Annotated in this window: 16 protein-coding genes; 4 read left to right on the plus strand and 12 right to left on the minus strand. The window is 71.0% G+C overall.

The features are described from left to right. Positions 1-2 precede the first annotated feature (2 nt). The 5 genes from LPC04_RS19315 to LPC04_RS19335 form a co-directional block, all read right to left on the minus strand. Positions 3-1,886 (minus strand): putative bifunctional diguanylate cyclase/phosphodiesterase, encoded by a 1,884-nt coding sequence (locus tag LPC04_RS19315; RefSeq protein ID WP_275683909.1) that lies wholly within the window; start codon positions 1,884-1,886, stop codon positions 3-5. Between the two features lie 157 nt (positions 1,887-2,043). Then, complete coding sequence (locus LPC04_RS19320) at positions 2,044-3,429, minus strand: GntT/GntP/DsdX family permease (RefSeq protein WP_275683910.1); 1,386 nt, start codon at positions 3,427-3,429, stop codon at positions 2,044-2,046. 15 nt (positions 3,430-3,444) lie between these two features. After that, a complete protein-coding gene (locus tag LPC04_RS19325; protein WP_275683911.1) occupies positions 3,445-3,978 on the minus strand; it encodes a gluconokinase in 534 nt (177 codons plus the stop codon). Between the two features lie 77 nt (positions 3,979-4,055). Continuing rightward, positions 4,056-4,724: an NAD-dependent epimerase/dehydratase family protein gene (locus tag LPC04_RS19330; RefSeq protein WP_338055450.1), complete on the minus strand. Its 669-nt coding sequence runs from the start codon at positions 4,722-4,724 to the stop codon at positions 4,056-4,058. A 7-nt stretch (positions 4,725-4,731) separates the two neighbouring features. After that, on the minus strand, positions 4,732-5,802 hold the full coding sequence (locus tag LPC04_RS19335; protein ID WP_275683912.1) for an MBL fold metallo-hydrolase: 1,071 nt from the start codon (positions 5,800-5,802) through the stop codon (positions 4,732-4,734). Between the two features lie 126 nt (positions 5,803-5,928). Between LPC04_RS19335 and LPC04_RS19340 the strand changes: the two genes are divergently transcribed. Then, positions 5,929-6,537: a TetR/AcrR family transcriptional regulator gene (locus tag LPC04_RS19340; protein ID WP_275683913.1), complete on the plus strand. Its 609-nt coding sequence runs from the start codon at positions 5,929-5,931 to the stop codon at positions 6,535-6,537. A gap of 4 nt (positions 6,538-6,541) precedes the next feature. On the opposite strand, the gene LPC04_RS19345 is transcribed toward LPC04_RS19340, so the two are convergent. Then, the gene (locus tag LPC04_RS19345) at positions 6,542-8,428 is read right to left on the minus strand and encodes a bifunctional metallophosphatase/5'-nucleotidase (protein ID WP_275683914.1); all 1,887 of its coding nucleotides are present in this window, start codon (positions 8,426-8,428) and stop codon (positions 6,542-6,544) included. A 154-nt stretch (positions 8,429-8,582) separates the two neighbouring features. Between LPC04_RS19345 and LPC04_RS19350 the strand changes: the two genes are divergently transcribed. Further along, positions 8,583-11,507, plus strand: coding sequence for a sensor domain-containing diguanylate cyclase (locus tag LPC04_RS19350; protein WP_275683915.1), 2,925 nt, complete (start codon positions 8,583-8,585; stop codon positions 11,505-11,507). On the opposite strand, the gene LPC04_RS19355 is transcribed toward LPC04_RS19350, so the two are convergent. Both LPC04_RS19355 and LPC04_RS19360 read right to left on the minus strand, forming a co-directional pair. Beyond that, positions 11,504-13,186, minus strand: coding sequence for an MASE4 domain-containing protein (locus tag LPC04_RS19355; RefSeq protein ID WP_275683916.1), 1,683 nt, complete (start codon positions 13,184-13,186; stop codon positions 11,504-11,506). The two genes, LPC04_RS19350 and LPC04_RS19355, sit on opposite strands and share 4 nt — an antisense overlap. 118 nt (positions 13,187-13,304) lie before the next feature. Next, entirely contained in the window at positions 13,305-14,867 is a 1,563-nt protein-coding gene (locus LPC04_RS19360) for a methyl-accepting chemotaxis protein (protein WP_275683917.1), read from the minus strand. Between the two features lie 208 nt (positions 14,868-15,075). On the opposite strand from LPC04_RS19360, the gene LPC04_RS19365 reads away from it, so the two are divergent. Continuing rightward, complete coding sequence (locus LPC04_RS19365; protein WP_275683918.1) at positions 15,076-15,444, plus strand: DUF6496 domain-containing protein; 369 nt, start codon at positions 15,076-15,078, stop codon at positions 15,442-15,444. 6 nt (positions 15,445-15,450) lie between these two features. On the opposite strand, the gene LPC04_RS19370 is transcribed toward LPC04_RS19365, so the two are convergent. Beyond that, complete coding sequence (locus tag LPC04_RS19370; protein ID WP_275683919.1) at positions 15,451-17,472, minus strand: PAS domain-containing hybrid sensor histidine kinase/response regulator; 2,022 nt, start codon at positions 17,470-17,472, stop codon at positions 15,451-15,453. Positions 17,473-17,724: 252 nt separating this feature from the next. Here LPC04_RS19370 and LPC04_RS19375 point away from each other — a divergent pair, with 252 nt between their 5' ends. After that, on the plus strand, positions 17,725-19,023 hold the full coding sequence (locus LPC04_RS19375; RefSeq protein WP_275683920.1) for a glycosyltransferase: 1,299 nt from the start codon (positions 17,725-17,727) through the stop codon (positions 19,021-19,023). Positions 19,024-19,040: 17 nt separating this feature from the next. On the opposite strand, the gene LPC04_RS19380 is transcribed toward LPC04_RS19375, so the two are convergent. The 3 genes from LPC04_RS19380 to LPC04_RS19390 form a co-directional block, all read right to left on the minus strand. Then, complete coding sequence (locus tag LPC04_RS19380; protein WP_275683921.1) at positions 19,041-19,676, minus strand: TetR/AcrR family transcriptional regulator; 636 nt, start codon at positions 19,674-19,676, stop codon at positions 19,041-19,043. A gap of 93 nt (positions 19,677-19,769) precedes the next feature. Beyond that, positions 19,770-21,485, minus strand: coding sequence for a bifunctional diguanylate cyclase/phosphodiesterase (locus tag LPC04_RS19385; RefSeq protein ID WP_275683922.1), 1,716 nt, complete (start codon positions 21,483-21,485; stop codon positions 19,770-19,772). A 315-nt stretch (positions 21,486-21,800) separates the two neighbouring features. Next, on the minus strand, positions 21,801-23,033 hold the full coding sequence (locus LPC04_RS19390; protein ID WP_275683923.1) for an MFS transporter: 1,233 nt from the start codon (positions 23,031-23,033) through the stop codon (positions 21,801-21,803). Positions 23,034-23,042 lie beyond the last annotated feature (9 nt).

Genomic DNA, 23,042 nt, shown 5'->3' on the forward strand with positions numbered 1-23,042 from the left:
GCTCAGGCGGCCAGGAACTTCTCGAACTCCGCCGCCGGCACCGCCGGCGACCAGTGGAAGCCCTGGCCCTGCTGGCAGCCGAGATCGCCGAGCAGGGCCAGCGTGGCGCCGTCCTCGACGCCCTCGGCCACGGTGAACAGGTTCAGGCTCGCGGCCATCTGCACGATCGCGCGCACGATGGCCTGGTCCTGCACGTCGTCGGTCAGGCGGCGCACGAAGGTCTGGTCGATCTTCAGGCGTTCGACCTCGAAGCGCTTCAGGTAGGCGAGGTTGGAATAGCCGGTGCCGAAGTCGTCGATCGCGAAGCGCACGCCCAGGCGGCGCAGGCTCGCGAGGCTTTCGATGAGCGACAGCGAGTCCTGGATCAGCAGCGACTCGGTGAGCTCGAGCTCGAGGTTCCCGCTCGGCAGGCCGGACTCGGCGAGCGCCTGTGCCACCGAGGTCTCGACGCTGCCGCGCTTGAACTGCACCGGCGACACGTTGACCGAGATCGTCAGGTCCGTCCAGCCGGCCGCGCGCCAGCGCTGGGCCTGCGTGCAGGCCTCCTGCAGCACCCAGTCGCCGATCGGGACGATCAGCCCCGAGCGCTCCGCCAGCGGGATGAAGCGGGCCGGCGAGATCTGGCCGAGCTCGGCATGGCGCCAGCGGATCAGCGCCTCGGCGCCGATCAGGCGGCCGGTGCGCAAGTCGAACTGCGGCTGGTACGACAGCGTGAAGTCGCGATGCGCGAGCGCCGCGCGCATCGCCGACAGCAGCTCGACGTGCTCGACGACGCTCGCGTTCATCTCGGTGTCCCAGAAGCGGAACGCATTGCGGCCCGACTCCTTGGCGCGGTACATCGCGATGTCGGCCTTCTTCAGCAGGCTGTCGAAGTCGTCGCCGTCGGCCGGGAACATCGTGATGCCCAGCGAGCAGCCCGAGAAGATCTCCATGCCGATGACGTCGAACGGCGCCATCAGGCCCGTGACGACCTTGTTGGCGATCTCGGCGACGGCGGCGCCGTCGCTGACCTCGGGCACCAGCAGCAGGAACTCGTCGCCGCCCAGCCGCGCCACCGTGTCGGCGTGGCGCAGCAGCGTCGCCAGGCGGTCGCTGACCTGCTTGAGCAGCGCATCGCCCGAGCCATGGCCCAGCGTGTCGTTGACGTTCTTGAAGTTGTCGAGGTCGAGGTAGAGCATCGCCACGCTGTGCTCGCCGCGGCGAGCGGCCGCGGCGGCCTGCTCGAAGCGATCGCGCGCGAGGCTGCGGTTGGGCAGGCCGGTGAGGGCGTCGTGCGTGGCCATCATCTGCATGCGCTCCTGCGCCGCGGCCATCTGCACGTTCTGTGCGTGGACGGCGTCGAGCGCGGCGTGCATGTCGCTGGCCATCAGCCAGGCGATGACGCAGGTCACGAACAGGACGGCCACGATGTCGACGAAGGTGTTGATCGACAGCGGCGCCAGCGTGTTGACGTGCCAGCCCTGGAGATTGGCGACCAGGACGACGGCGATCAACACCACCATCGTGGCGAACAGCGCGAAGTACAGGCGGCGCGTGGCCATCATCGCGGCCAGCACGAGCAGGCAGGGGAACGCGAGCAGCGCGCTGTCGCGGAGGCCGCCGTTCTGCCACAGGAGCAGGCCGACCATCGCCATCAGCGAGACCAGCATCAACCCGACGGCGGCTTCACGGCGACCGGCGCGCACGAGGCCCAGCACGGCGCCGAGCGCGGCGAGTCCGGCGAACAGCGGCGGCAGGTTGCGCCATTGCGCGGACAGGAAGTCGGGAATCGACGAGGCGGCGATCGCCGCTGCCGCGGCCCAGGTCGCCTGCACGAGGCGCCGGTCGCGCAGGGCACGCGACGCGCTCAGGCCCGGGGGTATCGGCTGCTCGCGGGAAACAGTCACCGGTTGGAACCTCTTCGACGTCTGACGCCGATATTCTTTGCCCGGGCGGAGGGATCCGGGCATCGCATGCGACGCCGAGTGTTGCACGACTCCCGCGCGCCCTCAGCCGCGCGGCGTCGAAGGTCGCGAAAATCCGGTGTTTGTTGGCATCAGATCGTCAGAGCATCAGCGACAACCCGTAGGTCAGCGCCAGCCCGGTGACCGAGATGACGGTCTCCATGATCGACCATGTCTTGATGGTCTGGCCCACCGTCATCCCGAAGTACTCCTTGACGAGCCAGAACCCGGCGTCGTTGACGTGCGAGAAGAACAACGAGCCCGCGCCCACCGACAACACGACCAGCGACAGCTGCGCCGGCGCCAGCCCCGCCGCGAGCGGTGCGACGATACCCGCGGCGGTAACTGTGGCGACGGTGGCCGAGCCCGTCGCCAGGCGGATCAGCACCGCGACGATCCAGCCCAGGAGCAGCGTCGACAGGCCGGCCGCGAGCGCGATCTTGGCGATCGCCGCGCCGGTGCCGCCGTCGACCAGCGACTGCTTGAAGCCGCCGCCGGCGCCCACGATCAGCATCACGCCGACCACCGGCATCAGGCTGGCGCCGATCTTCTTGCCCAGCACCGCGGGCGTGAAGCCGACCGCGGTGCCGAAGGTGACCATCGCGAGCAGCACGGCGGCCAGCAGCGCGAACACCGGGTCGCCGACGAAGTCGAGCACCGGCTTCGCGGGCGAGGACTTGTCCAGCCCGATGTCGGCGCCGGCCTTGGCGATCATCAGCACGAGGGGGAACAGCAGCGTGGCCATGATGGCGCCGAACGAGGGGCTGTGCGTCGGTTCGACGTCATGGTCGGCCTTGGCCGCCTTGTCGCCGCCCTGCGTGACGGCCAGCCCCGCGCCGGCCGCGCCGATCGGCACGAGCTTCGCGGCGACGATCCCGTAGAGCGGGCCGGCGATCGCGACCGCGGGGACGGCCACCAGCAGCCCCAGCGCCAGCGTGATGCCGACGTTCGCGTGCAGGATCGCGATCGCCGCCAGCGGCCCCGGATGCGGCGGGATGAAGCCGTGCAGCACCGACAGTCCCGCCAGCGCCGGAATGCCCAGCCGCATCGCCGGCCCCTGCGAGCGGTGAACCGCCAGCATCACGACGGGGATCAGCAGCACCAGGCCGATCTCGAAGAACATCGGGATGCCGATGATGGCCGCGATCAGCGCCATCTTCCACGGCAGCGTGGCCGGCTTGCCGCGCAGCAGCGTGTCGACCACCTTGTCGGCGCCGCCCGAGTCGGCCAGCAGCTTGCCCACCATCGCGCCGAGCGCGATCAGCACGCCGACGTAGCCCAGCACGCCGCCGACGCCGGTCTCGTACGACGCCGTCACCTTGCCCAGCGGGATGCCGGAGCCGGCGCCGACGAACAGCGCGCCCACGGTCAGCGCGAGGAAGGCGTGCAGCTTGAGCCAGACGATCAGCACCACGATGATCGCGATGCCGATCGCGGCGACGACCAGCACCTGCGTGTCGTGGGCGTCGAGGACGGGGGTGGTCATGGCAGCTCCTCGCGTTCAGGCCGGCAGGCCCAGGGCGTCGGCGATGTCGGTGGCGATGGCCGCGGGCGGCTCGCCGATCTCGACGCGGATCGCCGGTTCGTCGGCGGCGGGCTCTTCCAGCGTCGCGAACTGGCTGTCCAGCAGCGACGTCGGCATGAAGTGGCCGTGGCGGCCGGCCAGGCGCGAGGCGATCAGCTCGCGCGAGCCGTGCAGGTAGACGAACTCGACGCCCTGGCCGCGCCGGTCGATCAGCGCGCGGTAGGAGCGCTTGAGCGCCGAGCAGGTGATCACGCCGCACTCGCCGGCGTCGAGCCGCGCATCGACCCAGTCGGCCACCTTCGCGAGCCAGGGCGCGCGGTCGGCGTCGTCCAGCGGATGGCCGGCGGCCATCTTGTCGACGTTGGCCTGCGGGTGCAGCGCGTCGCCTTCCTCGAACGCCCAGTGCAGGCGCTCGGCCAGGATCTGGGCGACGGTGGTCTTGCCGCAGCCCGAGACGCCCATCAGGACGAGGACGGCGGGCAGCGCGAGGTTCTTGGCGGGCGCGGTCATGGGTCTCCGGATCTGTCGTCGGCCCGTTGCGGGCGACGCAGAGCATACGTCCGGATGGCGAGCCGCGCTCGCGCGGCTCAGTTTCGCGGTGCGTGCGCGAGCGCGACGATGTCCTTGACCTCGAGCACGCGCTTCGGCGAACCGGCGACCGCGGCGTTGATCATCGCCTGGCCGACTTCCTGCAAGGTGCAGAACGCCGCCGGCCACAGCGCGCGGCCGACCGGGTAGATCCACGCGAGCGCGTGGTACCAGCCCTTGAGGTTCTTCTGCCCGGGCGTCGCGCGCATCATCCCGGGGCGGAACATCACGCCGCGCGGGAACAGCCGCAGCAGCTCGTTCTCGGTGGCGCCCTTGACGCGCGCCCACATCGTCTTGCCGTGCTCGGTGGAATCGGTGCCGGCGCCGGTGACGTAGCAGAACGTTGTCTGCGGATTCAGGCGCGCCAGCGTGCGGCCCATGTTGACGGTGAGGTCGTAGGTGACGCGCTTGTACTCGGCCTCGCTCATGCCCAGCGACGACACGCCCAGGCAGAAGAAGCACGCGTCGTAGCCGGCGAGCTGCGACTGGATCGGCGAGAGGTCGGAGAAGTCCGAGTGGACGAGCTCGACCAGCTTCGGGTGCACGACGCCCGAGGGCTTGCGGTTGATGACCAGCACGCGCGAGACGCGCGCGTCGGCCACGCATTCGAGCAGGACGCCTTCGCCGACCATGCCGGTGGCGCCCGTGATGATGACGGAGATGCTCATGGCCTGCTCAGGCGGCCTGCGCGGCGGCGTCGGCTGCAGTCGCATGCTCGACTGCCTGCCACCAGCGCTCGCCCGCCTGCGGCTGCGCGAGCGACAGGCGTTCGCCCATCGCCGGCGTCGCGAGCGGCACCCCGCGCGCCTGCGCCAGCGCGAGGATGCGGTCGAAGGGCTCGTGCCAGGCGTGCATCGCGAGGTCGAAGGTGCCGTTGTGCAGCGGCATCAGCCAGTGGCCGCGCAGGTCGAGGTGCGCCTGCAGCGTCTGCTCGGGTTGCATGTGGACGTCGGGCCATTGGGCATCATAGGCGCCCGTCTCCATGAACGTGACGTCGAACGGGCCGAAGCGCTCGCCGATGGTCCTGAAGTCGGCGTGGTAGCCGGTGTCGCCGCTGAAGAACACCCGCAGGTCTCCGGCCAGGATCACCCACGAGGCCCACAGCGTCGAGTTGCCGTCGGACAGGCCGCGCCCCGAGAAGTGCTGCGCGGGCGTGGCGACGAGACGGACGCCGGCGAGCGACGTCTGCTGCCACCAGTCGAGCTGGCGCACCTTGGCGGCCGGCACGCCCCAGGCGATCAGGCGGTCGCCGACGCCCAGCGGGGTGATGAACGTCTCCACCTTGGGCGCGAGCTCGAGCACGGCGGCGTGGTCGAGGTGGTCGTAGTGGTCGTGCGACAGGATCACGCCCTTGATGGGCGGCAGGTCGGCGATCGAGATCGGCGGCGCGTGGAAGCGCTTCGGGCCGGCCCATTGCACTGGCGACGCGCGCTCGGAGAACACCGGGTCGGTCAGCCAGAACTCGCCGGCCAGCTTCAGCAGCAGCGTCGAATGGCCGAGGCGGAACAGGCTCGCGTCCGGCGCGGCGGCGAGCGTGGCCGCGTCCAGCGCCTGCACCGGGATCGGCGCGCGCGGCACGGTCGTCCGCGGCTTCTGCGTCAGCACGCGCCAGGCGATGGAGAACGTCTTGCCCAGCCCGGGTCGTTCGCGCGGGGCGACGTTGCGGAACTTGCCGTCGCGGCGCTGCGGCGACGGGATGGCTTCGGTGGTGGGCACTTGGCGGTCGCGCGAGGAAAGGCAGGTCATGGCAGGGTCACTTTCGCTGTCACATTCGGTGCGGCTGGTAAGAAATCAGAAAGTAAACTGCACCGTGTAGTTTTCAGTGTAGGGCCGATCCGCCAAAAAGTAAACTGCCTGGTGTAAAATTTCGTCATGACAGAGACCACGCGCCTCACCGATCGCAAGCGCGACGCCATCGTCCAGGCGGCGATCGTCGAGTTCCGCGCCAACGGCTTCGAGGCGACAAGCGTCGACAAGGTGGCCGCGCGCGCCGAGGTCTCCAAGCGCACGCTCTACAACCACTTCCCGAGCAAGGACGAGCTGTTCGCGGCGATCCTGCACGTGCTGTGGGAGAGCAGCGCGAGCGAGCTGCAGCGCGCCTACGAGCCGGCGCGCCCCGTGCGCGACCAGCTGCTGGAGCTGCTGCAAGGAAAGCTCGCGATGCTGGGCGACGACAACTTCCTCGCGCTCGCGCGCGTCGCGATCGCCGCCGGCCTGCATTCGCCCGAACGCGCGCAGGAGATGGTGGCGCGGATCGGCGAGAAGGACGGCGGCATGCTCGACTGGATGCGCGCCGCGCAGAAGCACGGCGCGCTGAAGGCGGGCGATGCGGCCCAGGCCGTCAAGCAGCTCGAGAGCCTGGTCAAGGGCGTCGCGTTCTGGCCGCAGGTGGCGATGGGCCAGCCGCGGCTCACGGCCGCCGCGCAGAAGAAGCTGGCGGCGGCGACGGTCGACCTGTTCCTCGCCTACTACGCCGCCTGACCGCTCACGGCTTGCGCACGATGCGCGGTTCGCCCAGCGCGGGCAGGCTCGGGTCGTACGGCGCGTCGGGCGCCAGCGTCGAGGCCATGTAGGCCCTCAGGGCGTCGATGTCCTGCGCGCCGCCGAGGCGCCCGGTGCCGGCCGTCAACGTCGAGAAGCTGTCGCCGCCGGCGGCCAGGAAGTTGTTGACGGTGACGCGCCACGCGCGTGCCGGCTCCAGCACGACGCCGTCCTTGACGATCGCCACCGCCGGGCCCGTGGCCACGGGCGGCGTCGCGGTGACGTCGGTCGGCGTGAACGTGACATCGACGATCTTCGCGCACGCCGGCGCGCCGGCGCTCCACGCCACGCGCAGGCCGTTGGACGGCTGCAGCGGCCGGTCGACCACCTGCCCGCCGCAGCCGGTGAACTGCTGTTCGAGCAGCGCCTTCAGCTGCGCGGACGTGAGCGTCATCGTGACGAGGCTGTTGCCGAACGGCTGGACCGTGAACGCCGCGCCGTACGTGAGCGCGAACGGCGCCGTCGCGCCCGCGGGCGGCACGAAGCCGGGCGAGCGCACGCCGTCGTTGTTCATGAACGCGATCTGCGCGCCGCCGAGCGCGGGCGGCTGCGTGGCGCGCAGCTGGGTGTCGGCGATCAGGCTGCCGGCGGGCTCCTCGCCGGCGTCGTTGGCGATGGCCGGCAACGCGGTCGCGAGCCGCCCGACGACGCCGTCGGCCAGTGGCGCCGCGAGCGTCGCGTAGCCCTGCACGATGTCGCGCACGGCCGGTGACATGTCGATCGCCTTGACGATGTCCGGGTCGCCGCGATCGACCAGCCGGTTGGTCGGCGACACCGCAAGCACGCGGTGCGTCTTGGGATCGAGCGTCACGTCGATATCGGTCAGCACGCGGCCGAACGCGTTGGCGCTGGTCACCGGCACGAGGCGGCCCGTCCTGTTGGGCAGCCCCGTCGCGCGCGCCGAGCCCACGGCGTTGGCCGAGCAGTTGTAGGCGGCGTGCGTGTGGGCGCTGATGACGAGGTCGACGGCGTCGTCGAGGCGGCGCACGATCTCGCCGATGTCGGACTCGCGGCCGTCGGCGCCATGCAGCGCGGCGTCGCATCCATTGATGTCGCTCGCGCCGCTCGCGGGCTGCGTGCCGCCCTGGTGCACCAGCACGACGATCGCGCCCACGCCCTGCGCGCGCAGCTGCGGCACGAGGGCGTTGACGGTGTCGGCCTCGTCGCGGAACTCGAGCCCGGCCACGCCGGTGGGCGAGACGATGCCCGGCGTGCCGCGCAAGGTCATGCCGATGAAGGCGACGGGGATGCCGTCGAACGACTTGATGCCGTAGGCCGGCAGGAGCGTGCGGCCGGTGGCCGTCTCGACCACGTTGGCCGCCAGCCACTGGAAGTGCGCGCCGTCGAACGTGCCCGGCGCGGCCGAGCCCAGGCCCTTGCAGCTGTTCGGGTCGGGCATGCCCTGCGTGAGCTTGCAGCCGCCGTGCTGCAGGCGCTTGAGCGCATCGGCGCCCTTGTCGAACTCGTGGTTGCCGACGGACGTGAAGTCGACGCCGACGTGGTTGAGAACCTCCACCGTGGGCTCGTCGAAGAACAGCGCCGACACCAGCGGCGACGCGCCCACCAGGTCGCCGCCGGCGACCACCACGTTGCGCGGGTTCTGCGCCTTCAGCCGCGCGACGTAGGCGGCCAGCGCATCGGCACCGCCGACGGCCGGGCGCTGCGAGGCCTGCGTGCTGGTGCCGAGCTTGCCCGGCGACTGCAGGTTGCCGTGGAAGTCGTTGAACGCGACGATCTTGACGGTGAGGGGGGCCGGCGGCGGCGGCGTGGCGCAGCCGGCGAGCGTCGTGGCCAGCAGCGCGGCCGCGAGAGGGAGGAAGGACGTCTTCATCCGGTCATTTTGCGATGCGATGGTGACCGCCGTGTGGCCTTGTTCGTACACCGCGCGCCCAGGACGGGGCGCAGTCGCTACCATTGGCTGGAGGAGACCCATCGACACGTGCGCCACCGGGCAGCAGACCCGCGCATCGTGGCCCGCGAGATCCATGGACAGCTCGGACAGCAGCGCCGCTCGCATGACCCCGGCCCGGGCCGACGCGGCGGCGCGCGCGCAGCCGACGGTGCTGGGGTTGGGCGTGCGCTTCGTGATGGTGGCCGCGGGCTACTACCTGACCGCCCGCCTCGGCCTGCTGATCCCCTACGTCGGCACGCACATCTCGCTCGTGTGGCTGCCCACCGGCATCGCGGTGGCGGCGTTCCGGCGCTGGGGCGCGGGGATGACGCTCGCGGTGTACGTCGGCGCTGTCGCGGCCAACGCGTCCGTCGGCGGCCCGCTGTGGGTCTCGCTGCTGGTGGGCGTGGGCAACACGGCGGGCACCGCGCTGGCGGCCTGGCTGCTGCGGCGTGGGGGCTTCGACGACCGCCTGCTGCGCCGGCGCGACGTCACCGTCCTCCTCGGTGCGGTGGCGCTGGGCATGTGCGTCACGTCGCTCAATGGCGTCGCCTGGCTGCGCGTGGCCGGCGCGCCCGAGTCGGCGCACTTCGGGCAGGCCTGGCTCGCCTGGTTCGTGGGCGACTCGGTGGGCGCGCTGCTGGCGGGCGTGCCGCTGATCGCCTGGAGCCGCGACGACGCCGCCAAGGCCTTCCTCGGGCGCGCCGGCGTGGGCAACATGGCGTTGCAGGCGATCGTCCTGGCCTGCGGGCTGGCGATCTTCGCGGGCGCTCTCGACAAGGACTCGGCGCTCGTCTTCCCGCTGCTCGCGCTGCCGACCCTCGTGCTGGCGCTGCTGGCGATGCGCGGCGGGGTCGTGGCGTCGTCCACCGGCGTGCTGGTGCTGGCGATGGCGGCGGCCTGGGGCACCGCGCGCGGTCTCGGGCCGTTCGCGCTGCGCGACGCGAGTTCGGGCTCGCTCGCGTTGTGGAGCTACGTCACGGCGCAGGCCTGCACCAGCCTGCTGATCAGCGGCATCGGCATGGCGCTGCAATCGAGCCGGCGCCAGTTCGCGGCCTTCCTGCAGAACACGCCCGACGGCATCCTGGTGATCGACGAACAGGGCACGCTGCTGCATGCCAACGCCGCCTTTGCCGCGATGACGGGACTGGACGCCGACGCGCTGCCCGGACACCGCGCGAGCGAGGTGCTGCTCGGCGACGCCCGCGCCGTCGAGGCGCTGATCGCCGACGGCGCCGCGCCCGCCGTCACCGAGCTGACGCTGCCGCGCGCCGGTCGCGAGCCCTTGCATATCGAATGCGCGGTCGCCCGCTACCAGAAGGCGAGCGGACACTGGCAGACGCACGTCATCCTGCGCGACGTCACGCAGGCCAGGCGCGCGCAGGCCCGGCTCGAGACCAGCGAGGCGCGCCTCAAGGCCGTCAGCGACCACGTGCCGGCGCTGTTCGCCTATGTCGACCGCAGCCAGACCTACCGCTTCGCCAACGCGCACTTCGTGCAGGTCATGGGCGTCGCGCCGGACCAGGTGATCGGCCGCACGATGCGCGACTTCCTGGGCGAGTCCGCGCACGACGAACTGCGGCCGCACATCGAGGGCGCGCTGCGCGGCGAACGCCAGAAGTTCGAGCGCACCGGCTGGAAGCAGAACGCGCAGACGCACTTCCTCGCCGAATACGTGCCCGACCGCCGCGCCGACGGCAGCGTCGACGGCTTCTTCCTGATGGTGCTCGACATCACCGACCGCCACCGCGCGGAGCTCGCGCTGGCGCGCAGCGAGGCGCTGGTCCGCACGATCGCCAACCAGATGCCGGGACTGATCTCGCGCATGGATCGCGACTACCGCTACACCTTCGCCAATGCCTACTACGAGCGCTGGTTCGCGCTGGGGGAGTCGCCGGTGGGCAGGACCATCGCCGAGGTGTTCGGCGACGCGGTGTTCGACCGGGTGCGCGGACGCATCGACGAGGCGCTGGCCGGCCGCGATGTCCGGTTCGACTTCAGCAACACGATGAATCCGCCGGACGCGCCCGCCTACATGGAGGTGCACTACGTGCCCGATCGCGACGAGCAGGGCCGCGTGACCGGCGTCTTCAGCCTGGTGACCGACCGCAGCGAGTCGCAGCGCGCGCGCGAGCGCATCGAGGCCAGCGAGCGCCAGCTGCGCGCGGTGACGGACAACCTGCCGATGCTCGTCACCTACGTCGACGCCGAGGAGCGGCTGCGTTTCATGAACGGAACCTTCCACGAGTGGCTGGGCGTGGACCTGGCGAAGTCGGTCGGGCGGCCCCTGGTCGACGTGGTCGGCGCGGAGCACTACGAATCGCGGCGCGAGCACCTGCGCGCGGCGCTGGCCGGCAAGCGCGTCGAGTTCGAGGTCGTCTCGCAGACGCTGTCGGGCCCGCGCAACCTGCAGACGGTCTACATCCCGGACGCGCGTCCCGACGGCAAGGTGCACGGCATCTTCACGCTCAGCACCGACGTGACGGCGTTGAAGAACGTGCAGCAGGAACTGCAGCGGCTGGCGCGCATCGACACGCTCACCGGCCTCGCGAACCGGCGCCAGTTCGACGAGCTGCTGGAGCAGGCGCTGGCGCGCTATCGGCGCACGCAGCGCCCGCTGGCGCTGATCTTCCTGGACATCGACCACTTCAAGGCGATCAACGACGGCCATGGCCACGGCGTCGGCGACACGGTGCTCAAGGAGTTCGCGGCGCGGCTGCTGCAGAGCCTGCGCGAGACCGACGTGGCGGCGCGGCTGTCCGGCGACGAGTTCGTCGTCATCCTCGACGGGCTGGCCGCGCGCGACGAGGCCGTCGCCGTCGCCAACAAGCTGCTGCTGGCGATCCGCGTGCCGATGACCGTCGGCGACAGGACGCTGGACGTGACCGTCAGCATGGGCCTGGCCTACCTGGACGGCTCGGTCGAGGTCGATGCCAAGGCGCTGATGGTGCGCGCCGACCGCGCGCTGTACCGCGCCAAGGACGGCGGCCGCGATGCGCTGGGCCTGGCGGAAGACTAGTCCGACGCCTCGCGCCGGATCAGCGAGAGGATCTTCGCCTGCGGCGCGGCGTCCGCCCCCGCGTCGCCACGCAGCGCGCTCGGCGCGCCCTTGGGCAGCGTCAGCGAGACGGTGGTGCCCGCGCCGGCCGCGCTCTCGAGCGTCGCGTTGCCGCCCGACTGCTTGACGAAGCCGTAGACGGTCGACAGGCCCAGCCCCGTTCCCTTGCCGGCCGGCTTGGTCGTGAAGAACGGCTCCCAGGCGCGCGCCAGCACCTCGGGGGTCATGCCGGTGCCGGTATCGACGAAGTCGATGCGCACGCAGTCGGCGACGCTGCCGTCGTCGCGCGCGGCCTGCGCGTTCGCGGTGACGATGCGCAGCACGCCGCCATCGGGCATCGCGTCGCGCGCGTTCATGATCAGGTTGAGGATTGCCGAGTCGAGTTCGTTGGCGTCGGTCACGATCGGCCAGAGCTCGGGCGCGAGCGCCAGCTCCAGCGTCATCAGGCCGACCGCGCCGCGCGTCATCTCGGCGATGTCGCTGATGCGGGCGTTGAGGTCGACCGTCTCGAAGTGCAGGGGCTGGCGCTTGGCGAAGGTGAGCAGCTGGCGCGTCAGCTTGGTGCCGCGCGCGGTGGCCCGCAGCGCCGATTCGGCGCGCTGGCGCGAGAAGTCGTCGGGCGCGCGTCGACGGATCAGCTCGAGCTCGTTGGTGAGCAGCTGCAGGATGTTGCCGAAATCGTGCGCCACGCCGCCGGTCAGCTGGCCCAGGCCCTCGAGCTTCTGGCCCTGCAGCATCGCGCGCTCCGCGCGTTGTCGCGCGGCCAGTTCCACCGTCAGCGCCGACGCGCTCTGCGCGGCCGCGCGCGCGATCTCGTGGATGTGGTGCTGGTAGGCCATCAGCAGCGTGGCCGCGGACGCGAGCGCCTCGAAGCGGCCGACGTACCAGCCCACGCTGTTGCGATAGCCGCCCAGCATCGTGACGAGGTTGTCGAACACCAGCGCCACCAGCGACACCACCAGCCACAGCGACAGCACGGTGCCGCCGCGCGTCACGGCCCACACCGCGGCCGCCGCCGCCGCGCTGAGCAGCGTGACGAAGGGCGCGACGCCGGTGGTGGTGATCAGCGAGAAGTCGGCGCCGTGATTGAGCACCGGCAGGTCGTCATGGAAGTGCGTGACGAGCAGCAGCACCCCGAAGAACGCGAAGGCGGCGCCGGAGAACGTCAGCGTCGACGTCGTGCGCCGCGCGTCGGCGTCGGGCGCGCCGCCCGGGAAGCGCTTGTGCACGCCCGCGAACAGCAGCGCGAACAGCGGCGGGCCGAGGTGCCACCACATCCACAGGTGGATCGTCGTCTGGTCGCCGCCGATCAGCCGCGCCGGCCCGACCATGCCCGGTGCCGACAGCAGCTGCGCGACCAGGATCAGCGCCGTCCACAGGGCGCCGGCAGCCAGCACGAGCGTCGACGGCCGGCCACCGTGCCGGTAGTCGCCGAACAGCAGCCAGGCCGTCAGCGCGTAGCAGAACGCGGTGATCGTCTGGTAGGCCGGGAAGAAGGCCGGCACATTGGGCCAGGCCGTGGACGCGAACGGCGCGAACAGGGCCGTGATCGCGGCGAAGGCCAGGCAGACGAGCAGGGCGGCATGTCGATGCGCAGGGGTCGCGGGTGCTTCGGTCAGCGTGATTCCGGCATCGGGCATGCGGCACTCGGGGGTAGGGCTTGCCGCATCCTACGCTGCCAGGCAGCCGCCGGGCGGCAATGCCCGACCGCCGTCGTGGCCGTCACCCGTTTGCGGTAGGCCTCGGCCTGGCCCCGGGCTATTCGGCCAGCTTGAACACCCGGACGGCCTCGGCGAGATTGGCCGCCTGCGTGCGCAGGCTCTCGGCGGCCGCGGCGCTTTCCTCCACCAGCGCGGCGTTCTGCTGCGTCACCTGATCGAGCTGGGCGACGGCGTCGCCCACCTGGCCGATGCCGATGGACTGCTCGCCCGCGCCGCTCGAGATCTCCGTGATCAGCGAGCTCACGCGCTTCACCTGCGCGACGATGTCGGCCATCGACGTGCCGGCGATGTCGACCTGGCGCGCGCCGGCCTCCACCTTCTCGACGCTTGCGACGATCAGCGACTTGATCTGCCTGGCGGCTTCAGCCGAGCGGCTCGCCAGGCTGCGCACCTCGCTGGCGACGACCGCGAAGCCGCGGCCCTGCTCGCCGGCGCGCGCCGCTTCCACGGCCGCATTCAGCGCCAGGATGTTGGTCTGGAACGCGATGCCGTCGATGACGCCGATGATGTCGGCGATCTTCCTGGACGATGCGGCGATGTCCTGCATCGTGTCGACGACGGTGCCCACCACCTCGCCGCCCTTGACCGCCGCGGCCGACGCGCCCGCGGCCAGCGCGCTCGCGTGGCCGGCGGTCTCGGCGCTGGTCCGGACGGTGCCCGAGAGCTGCTCCATCGACGCCGCGGTCTGCTGCAGGTTGCTCGCCTGCTCCTCGGTGCGCTGGCTCAGGTCGGCGTTGCCGGTGGCGATCTGCGCCGAGCCGGTGGCGATCGACTCGCTGCTCGCGCGCACCTGGCCGACGATCTGCGCGAGGCTGTCGTTCATCCGCGAGAGCGCCCGCAGCAGCTGCGCGGTCTCGTCCTCGCCGCGCACCACGATGCGCGAGCTGAGGTCGCCGGCGGCCACCGTGGCGGCGACTTCGACGGCGCGGCCGATCGGGCCGGTGATCGAGCGCGTGATCGTCACGGCCGCGAAGCTGCCGAGCGCGAGCGCCGCGACGACCATGGCGATCAGCGTCAGCTTCGCATTGGCGTAGGTCTCGCTGGACGCCCTGGTCTCGTTGTCCGACAAGTGCACGTTGTAGTCCCACCAGTCCTGCACGGCGGCGTCGATGCTGGCGAAGGCCTTGGCCGACGCCCCGTTCATCATCGCGGCGGCCTGGGTCAGCTTGGCCGGATCGGTGCTGGTCTGCTCCGACAGCGGACGCAGTTGCTCCCAGACGGCGTAGTACGACACGAGCGCGGCGCGCACCTTGTCGAGGCGGCGCTTGTCCTCGGCGTCGGAGACATCGTCCTTCTCGTACTTGTCGAGCAGGTCGGCGGTCGTCTTGCGGAAGCCGACGATCAGCGCCTGCTCCTTGTCCATCTCCGCCTTGTCCGCCGACAGGATGTGGCGGAACTCGGCGCGGCGTTCCGACGACAGCGCGAGGCTGACCTGGTGCTGCGCCGCGAACGACGGCACGAGGTCGGTGGCGTATTCGGCGGTGTTGGCCGCGAGCTTGCCCATCTGCCAGGCCGCGACGCCGGCCATGATCGCGAGCAGGCTCAGCACGAGGCCGAACGCCAATGCCAGTCGCGGCCCGATCCTGAGTTTGCTGAACATGTACTGCCTGCGGAGTGTTGGTGATGCAGGCCTGGACTTCGACGTGTCCCGGCGCGACATGAGGGTCGATTCAGCGAGCGGTCAGCGCGCGTTCAGCGACGAAACCCTGGCGACAGCTCGATGAAAGGGCGGTTGTGCGCCGCTCGCGTCGCCGGCCTGGGAATGTTGATTGCTGCCGCGCCGTCGCTTGCATTCAAAGGAGACTCGTATGGCAACGTATGGCAAGAAGGCCGGCGACAAGGTCGAGGCCGCGATGGACGAACGCAAGAAGGGCACGCTCAAGAGCGGCCGATCGGGCAAGACGGTGACGAGCCGCAAGCAGGCGATCGCGATCGGGTTGTCGGAGGCGCGCAAGGAAGGCGCCAAGGTGCCCGCGAAGAAGGCGCCTGCCAGGAAGGCCGCCGCCAGGAAGGCACCGGCCAAGAAGGCACCGGCCAGGAAGGCTCCTGCGAAAAGGACTGTGGCGAAGAAAGCGCCTGCCAAGAAGGCCGCCGCCAGGAAGGCGCCCGCAAGAAAGGCTGCGGCCAGGAAGGCGCCTGCCAGGAAGCCCGCGGGCAAGACGACGAAGTCGTCCTGACGCGGCTCAGGATCGGCCCACCAGGTCCGCGACCAGCAGCACCAGTTCCGCGACGTCGAAGGGCTTGGACAGGTGCGCCTGGAAGCCCGCGACCAGCGAACGCTTGCGATCCTCGGCGCGGGCGAACGCGGTCAGCGCGAGCGCGGGGATGCGCGAGTCGCGCGGCTCGTTCGCCCGCAGCGTGCGCATCATCTGGTAGCCGTCCATGCCCGGCATGCCGACGTCGCTGACGATGACGGTGGGCCGCGAGCCGCGCAGGGCGGCGAGCGCGGCGGCGGCGGAGTCGAAGGACGCCACGACCGCGCCCTGGTCCGCAAGCACGCGCGTCAGCAGCTCGCGTGCGTCGGGTTCGTCGTCGATCACGAACGCGTGCACGCCGTCGAGCCGGGGCAGCACGACGCCGTCCGGCTCGTTCGCCTCGGTTGTCGGATGCGTGCGCTCGCGTTCCGTCTCGACCTGCATGATCGACAGCGGCAGCTCGACGAAGAACGTCGAGCCCTGTCCCTCGCCGGGACTCGCCGCGCGGATGATGCCGCCGTGCAGTTCCACCAGCTGCCGGCAGATCGCCAGGCCGAGGCCGAGGCCGCCATGCGTGCGCGTGGTCGAGCTGTCGCGTTGCGAGAAGCGGTCGAACACCTGGCCGATGAAACTCTCGGGGATGCCCATGCCGTTGTCGGCCACGCTCAGCTCGATGTGGGAGTTCACGCGCTGCAGCAGCACCTGGACCTGGCCGCCCTTGGGCGTGAACTTGATCGCGTTGGTCAGCAGGTTCCAGATGACCTGCTGCAGGCGCCCCGCGTCGCCGTTGACCATCATGCGCGACGGATCGAGCAGGCTGCGCAGCTTGATGTTCTTGGCCGCGGCCGTCGGCGTGGCGGAATCGACGGCGGCCTGCACGATGTCCAGCATCGAGACCTGCTGCAGGTCGAGCCGCATCTTGCCCGTCATGATGCGGCTCAGGTCGAGCAGGTCGTCGATCAGCTGCACCTGCGCGCGCGCATTGCGGTCGATGACCTCGATGGCGCGGCGTTGATCCTCGGGGCTGGTGCCGAGTCCCTTGAGCAGGATCTGCGTCCATCCGAGGATCGAGCTGAGCGGCGTGCGCAGCTCGTGCGACAGCGTGGCGAGGAATTCGTCCTTGATGCGCGTGGCCCGCTGCGCCGCCATGCGGGCGTTGCGTTCGGCGTCGAGGATCTCCTCGCGCTGCTGGTTCGCGGTCTCGATGGCCTCGACGCGCTTGCTCTGCGTCATGTCGCGCGTGAGCTTGGCGAAGCCGATCAGGCGCCCCGACTCGTCGCGCATCGCCGTGATCGTGACGTTGGCCCAGAAGGCGGTGCCGTCCTTGCGCAGGCGCCAGCCGGTGTCCACGAAGCGGCCGGTCTCGGCGGCCACGCGCAGTTCGTGCTCGGGCCAGCCGCTGTCCTTGGCGTCCTGCGGGTAGAAGATCGAGAAGTGCTGGCCGATGATCTCGTCGACGCCGTAGCCCTTGATCCGCTGCGCGCCCACGTTCCAGGTCGCGACGCGGCCGTTGACGTCCAGCATGAAGATCGCGTAGTCCTCCACGCCCTCGACCATCAGCCGGAAGCGCTCCTCGCTCTGGCGCAACTCTTCCTCGTGGTGGCGCCGCTGCGTGAGGTCGCGCGTGACCTTGGCGTAGCCGACCAGCTCGCCGGATCCGTCGCGCATCGCCGTGATGACGACGTTGGCCCAGAACAGCGATCCGTCCTTGCGCACGCGCCAGCCCTCGTCCTCGAACGAGCCCTCGCGGGCCGCGACCTCCAGCTCCTCGGCCGGCAGCCCGCGCGCCAGCGCCTCGGGCGGATAGAAGCGCGAGAAATGGCTGCCGATGATCTCGTCGGCGCGATAGCCCTTGAAGCGCTCCGCGCCGGCGTTCCAGGTCAGCACGTGCCCCTGCTTGTCCAGCATGAAGATCGCGTAGTCGCGCACGCTCTCGACCAGCAGGCGAAAGCGCTCCTCGCTGCGGATCAGATCGTCGCCCGCGAGCGGGGGCCTGGTGTCAAGAGTCATTGCGCATCGCCTTCGAAGCTCCCGGACTGTTCGCCAACGTCGGCATCCGGGGCGCCGATTCGAGCGGACAGGACATCTTGGGACGCTTCCCGCTCAACGGGATGTGAGGGCGGGCGGCGCTTGCGGAGCGCGTGGCGATGGATCATCGAGGTTCGCCAGCAATAAGCGCTCCCGCCCCGCCGGCGCCGGCCGAGGCATGATGTTTGCCGCGCGCTCCCCCGGTCATCCAACCATCCTTGGGGAGTTCCTGACATGCAGACGTGCACGCCCGACCGGCCATCCCTCTCGAGGCCGGCACGGCCGCCGCTCATCGTGTTCTCGCACGTGCGCTGGAGCTTCGTCCACCAGCGCCCGCAGCACTTGCTGACGCGGCTGGCAGCCTGGTTCGACGTCCACGTCGTCGAGGAGCCCGTGTTTGCCGACGCCGAACCCGCGCTGATGAGCGCGACTCACCAGAACGGCGTCGAGGTGCTGACGCCGCGCACCAAGGAGTTCGCGTCAGGCTTCCACGATTCGCAGCTGGCCGCGCTGCGGCCGCTGATCGCCGATTTCATGGCCTCGCGCGGGCTGCAGGAGCCGCTCGTGTGGCTGACCACGCCGCTGGCGTTGCCGCTGGTGGCCGACCTCGAGCCGCGCGCCGTCGTCTACGACTGCATGGACGACGTCGCCTCGCCGCGCGTCGCGTTGCCCGGGCTCGCCGCGCGCGACAAGGCGCTGATGGCGCTCGCCGACATCGTCCTGACCGGCGGCCCGTCGCTGCACGAGTCGCGCCAGGGCCAGCATTCCAACCTGCACTGCCTGCCCGGCGCCGTCGACGCCGCGCACTTCGCGCCGGAGCATCTCGACGGCGACGACGTCGAGAGCAGCGTCGCCGCCGAACTGCATCGCGGCATGCCGCGTCCGCGCCTGGGCTTCTTCGGCGTGGTCGACGAGCGCCTCGATGCCGAGCTCGTCGCCGCGATCGCCGACCGGCGACCCGGCTGGCAGGTCGTGATCGTCGGCCCGGTCGTCGGGCGCGATCCGGCGGCGCTGCCGCGGCGTCCCAACCTGCGCTGGGCCGGCCTGCAGCGCCACGAGGCCTTGCCGCACCTCATGTCGCACTGGGACGTCTGCCTGCTGCCGTTCGCGCGCAGCGAGGCGACGCGCCTGCTCCACCCGTCGCAGACGCTCGAATACCTGGCCGGCGGCAAGCCCGTGGTGGGCACACCCGTGCCCGACCTCGTCTCGCTGCATGCCGACGTGGTGCGCATCGCCGAAGATGCTGACGGCTTCGTCGCCGCCATCGACGACCTGCTGGCCGAGCCGGCTCCGGCCCGTGCCGAATGGCGCGCGCGCGCCCGGGCGCTGGTCGATGCGCGCTCGTGGGACCGCAACGCGGACATCGTCGCGGCCATGCTGCTCGAGTTCGCGCCGTCGGCTCCTGCCTTGCCGACCGTGCTGCACGAGCCGCTCGCCGGTTCGACGCCGCTCGTCACGACGCAGGACGATCCGGCGGCGATCGCGCTGCCGGTCGAGCGCGTCGAGCACCCGGCACCGTCGTTGCCGATGTGAGGCGTCGGCGCGCCGCCTCAGCCGGGCGCGTCGCGCCAGTACGCCCGCAGGCCGTCGACCAGGAACGCGATCGCGCGCGTGCGCGCCGGGGTCGTCGTGCCCGACTCGCTGAGGTCGCCCATTTCGTCGGCGCTCGTGACGGCCGCATACAGCGCGCCGCTGGCGACGAACCAGGCGCCGCGCAGGGCATCCTCGTCCAGCGCGGGGTGCGCGCGGGCGAAGGCCTGCACGACCAGCGACTCCGAGCAGTTGAGGTTGCGCCGCAGTTCGGCGTCGACCTCGTTGTCGCCCGACAGCTTGAGCATCAGCGTCAGGTATTGCCGTCCCTCGCGGGTCGCGTAGAGGTCGAACTCGTAGTTCGCCCACAGCGCGACGAATGCCTCGAACTGGAACGTCGCGGCCGGCGCGAGCAGGGCCTTCAGCCGGGCGAGGCGGATCTGGCAGTTCTCGTGCTGGCCCTTGATGACCGCCTCGAGCAGCATGGCCTTGCTGCCGAAATGATGATCGAGCAGCGTCAGCGAGCAGCCGGCATCCTTGGCGATGTCGCGCAGGCTGCTCGCGCGATAGCCGTGCGAGGCGAACGCGCGCGCGGCGGCGTCGAGGATGCGGGCGCGGCGGCTGGCGGTGGTGTGGATGGGGGCGTCGACGATCATGCTCCGGAAGGCTGCGTCACGATAGGCCGGCCGCGCTGAGCGTCTGTTCAGCGCGGCTTGGCTTGTCCTTCCTGAGCAATCCCGATGCCGACCTCAGCTCTGCCGCTTGCGCAGGTACATCTGCTGGTCGGCGTGGCGGATCAGCGTCTCGACGTCCTGCCCGTCCTCCGGATAGAGCGCGTAGCCGATCGCCGCGCCGAGCCTGGGCTGCGTGCCGTCGCTGGGCAGCATTCCCAGCGGGTGGGCCATGAGCTCGGCCAGCGTCGCGCTGACGCGCTCGGCGTCCTCGCGCCGGTCGACCGAATCGAGCATCACGAGGAACTCGTCGCCCGCGTAGCGCGCCACGATGTCGTTGGCGCGCACCGCGCCGGCCAGGCGGCGCGCGAGCTCCTGCAGCACCGCGTCGCCGACGTCGTGTCCGTACGCATCGTTGACCAGCTTGAAGTTGTTGATGTCGACGAACAGCAGCACGATCGGCCGCGGGTCGCCGCGCCGGCGCTGCTGCACGATGCGATCCTCGACGTGGCGGATCAGCGCGTCGCGATTGGCCAGGCCGGTCAGCGGATCGGTCAGCAGGCGTTTCTGCATCTCGGAGAAGCTGCGCGCCAGGTCGCCGAGTTCGTCCTTGCGCGTCGACTCGGTCATGGGCACGGTGCTGCCTTCGCCGACGCGGCGCGCCGCGCTGGCGAGCCGGCGCAGCTCGAGGGTGACGGTGGCCAGCACCAGCATGCCGGTGAGCATCACGACGATCGCGGCGACCGCAGCCAGCAGCACGGTGCGGCGGAAGTTGTCGATGATGCCGTGCAGGAAGTCCGTGCGCGGCACGGCCACCATGATGAGCCAGTCCAGGCCCGCGTCGTCGGTCAGGCGCGCGTAGCCGACCTGCACCGGCGCGCCGTCGGCGCCGTTGAACACGGTGGTGTGCGGCAGGTTGTCGGCGGACGCGTCGGCCAGGCCGCGCACGGCGGCGTAGGTGGCCGCGACCAGCTTGTCCGTGCTCTGCGCGGCATTGAGGCGCACGTTGGTGCCGTCGGGCAGCGCCTTCATGTGCGCGCCGCGCGAGACGCCGATCAGGTTGCCGTCCTTCTCCATCACCATCGCGACCGCGTTGGGGCTGAGGTCGAGGCGCTGCAGGAATTCGGTGACCTGGCGCAGCGACAGGTCGGTCGCGACCACGCCCGCGAAGGCGCCGTTGCGGTCCGTCACGCGGCGCGCGCGCGTGGCGACGAGCTGCTGCAGCTTGAAGTCGATGTAGATCGACGTCCACGTCTGCAGCGTGCTGGCCGCGCCGGCCTTGTACCAGGGCCGGTCGCGCGGCTCGAAGACGCGCTGCTCGGTCTGCGGCGCGCCGAGGTCGCCCAGGATGCCGCTGTAGTGGTAGAGATCGCGCGGGCCCGCGCCGGTGGTGCGCAGGCGCAGCTCGGCGTCCGATTCCGACGAGCGCCACAGCCCGATGAAGCGGCCCTGGCGATCGCCGTAGTAGGCGTAGTTGTTCGGGTCGCGGTGCACCGAGGTCGCCAGCCAGAAGCGCTCGCGCAGCGCGGGCAGTTCGTCGGCGATGGACTGCGGCGCCGGGATGCCCTTGGGGAACGCGACCTCCAGCACCGCGCCGGAGCCCGCGACGTGGCGTTCCACGGCCTGTTCGATGCGGTGCACGGTTTCCGTGAGCAACTGCCCGGACAGGTTGTCGACCGCGTCGCGGCCGGCGGCGTACGACAGCACGCCGATCACGATGGCCGTGCCCAGGATCAGCAGCACATACGGCAGGGTCAGCAAGGCCCGCAAGGGCAGCCGCGACAGGAGTCTCATCGGTCGTTCCGTTCTTTTTCTCACGGCGGGCGGCGACATGGGCGCGCCCTGGTGCCCGGGCCCTCCGGCACCGGTGACCCGATTTTGCGCGCAAGCCGGGGCGGCCGGGCCGTCCGCCGCGCGCAATGCGGCACGCCGGCGTCGGAACCGCGCAACGGCCGCGCGCGATTTGTCGCGCGATTCGTGCGGAGATGCGCGCTCGTCCTACACGCGGCGGGTCCCCGCGCGCCGTACATTGAGCTCGTCGACACGCCGCACCGCGGCGCCCGACACCGGGAAGCCCGCTCCAGGAATGGACAGCGGGCTTTCTTCTTTTCAGCGTGCGCGACTCGCCCGCGCCGCGCGCCAGTTGGTCGCCGCGCCCGCCGCGAGCAGCACGCATGTGCCGAGGAACACCCAGCGCATGCCCAGGTGCCCGCCGATCACGCCGCCGACCAGCGGCCCGGTGACCTGCCCGACGTACTGCGACGACGTCGACCAGCCCAGCAGCGTGCCAGTCGCGCGCGCCGGCGCGCTGTGGCGGATCAGGCTCGTGACGCAGGGCAGCAGCCCGCCGAGCGCCAGTCCCATCAGGAAGCGCAGCGCGATCAGCTGCCAAGCCGCGGTGACGAAGGCCTGCGGGACCAGCAGCAGCGCCGACGCCACGAGCCCGCCGGTCAGCACGTTCCAGTGCCCGACGCGGTCGGCCAGCCGGCCCAGCCACGAGGCCGACAGGATGCTGCCCAGCGCGCAGGCCGACATCACCACGCCCGACACCAGCGTCACGCGGCGCGCGTCATCCACCAGCTGCTGCACGTAGACCGTGATGATCGGCTCGATGGACATCACCGCGAACATCAACAGCATGCCGGTGGCCAGCATCGCGACGACCCGCCGTTTGTCGGTCACCAGCGACCACGCGCCGGGCGGCTTGCCGGACGACGCGGCGCGCGTCGGGCGCTCCTCGCGAATGAGGAAGGTCGTCGCGAGGAAGATCACGAAGATCAGCGCGCCCGCGAGCCAGAAGGTCGCGCGGATGCCGATCAGCGGCGGCAGCGCGCCGCCGACCAGCGGGCCGGCGAGGTTGCCCGCCATGATCCCCGAAGCCAGCACGCCCAGCGCCCAGCCGGTGCGGTGCCTGGGCGTCTGCGTCGCGACCAGCACGTTCGACCCCGATGCGTAGCCGCCCAGCAGGCCCGCCAGCAGCCGCAGCGCGACGAGCTGCCACACACTGGTGGCCATGCCGATCAGCGACATCGCCACCGCCATGCCCAGGCTCGCGCGGATCAGCATCAGCTTGCGGCCGTAGCGGTCGGCGAGCCGTCCCCACAACGGCGCGCACAGGGCCGCCGTGAAGAAGGTGGCGCCGTACGCGAGGCCCGACCACTCGACGATCGCGGCCGGATCGTGCACGCCCAGCTGCTCGACGTACAACGGCAGGAACGGCAGCAGCAGCGTCATCGCGACGATCGTCGAGAACGAGCCCGCGACGCACACGGCCAGGTTCCAGCGCCAGTGGGGGGAGGCGCCGTCGGCGTCGTCGGAGCCGCGCAGGGTGGCTGAGGTCATGCGTCGATT

The sequence above is a fragment of the Scleromatobacter humisilvae genome (assembly GCF_023231945.1).
Taxonomy (GTDB): Bacteria; Pseudomonadota; Gammaproteobacteria; order Burkholderiales; family Burkholderiaceae_C; genus Scleromatobacter; species Scleromatobacter humisilvae.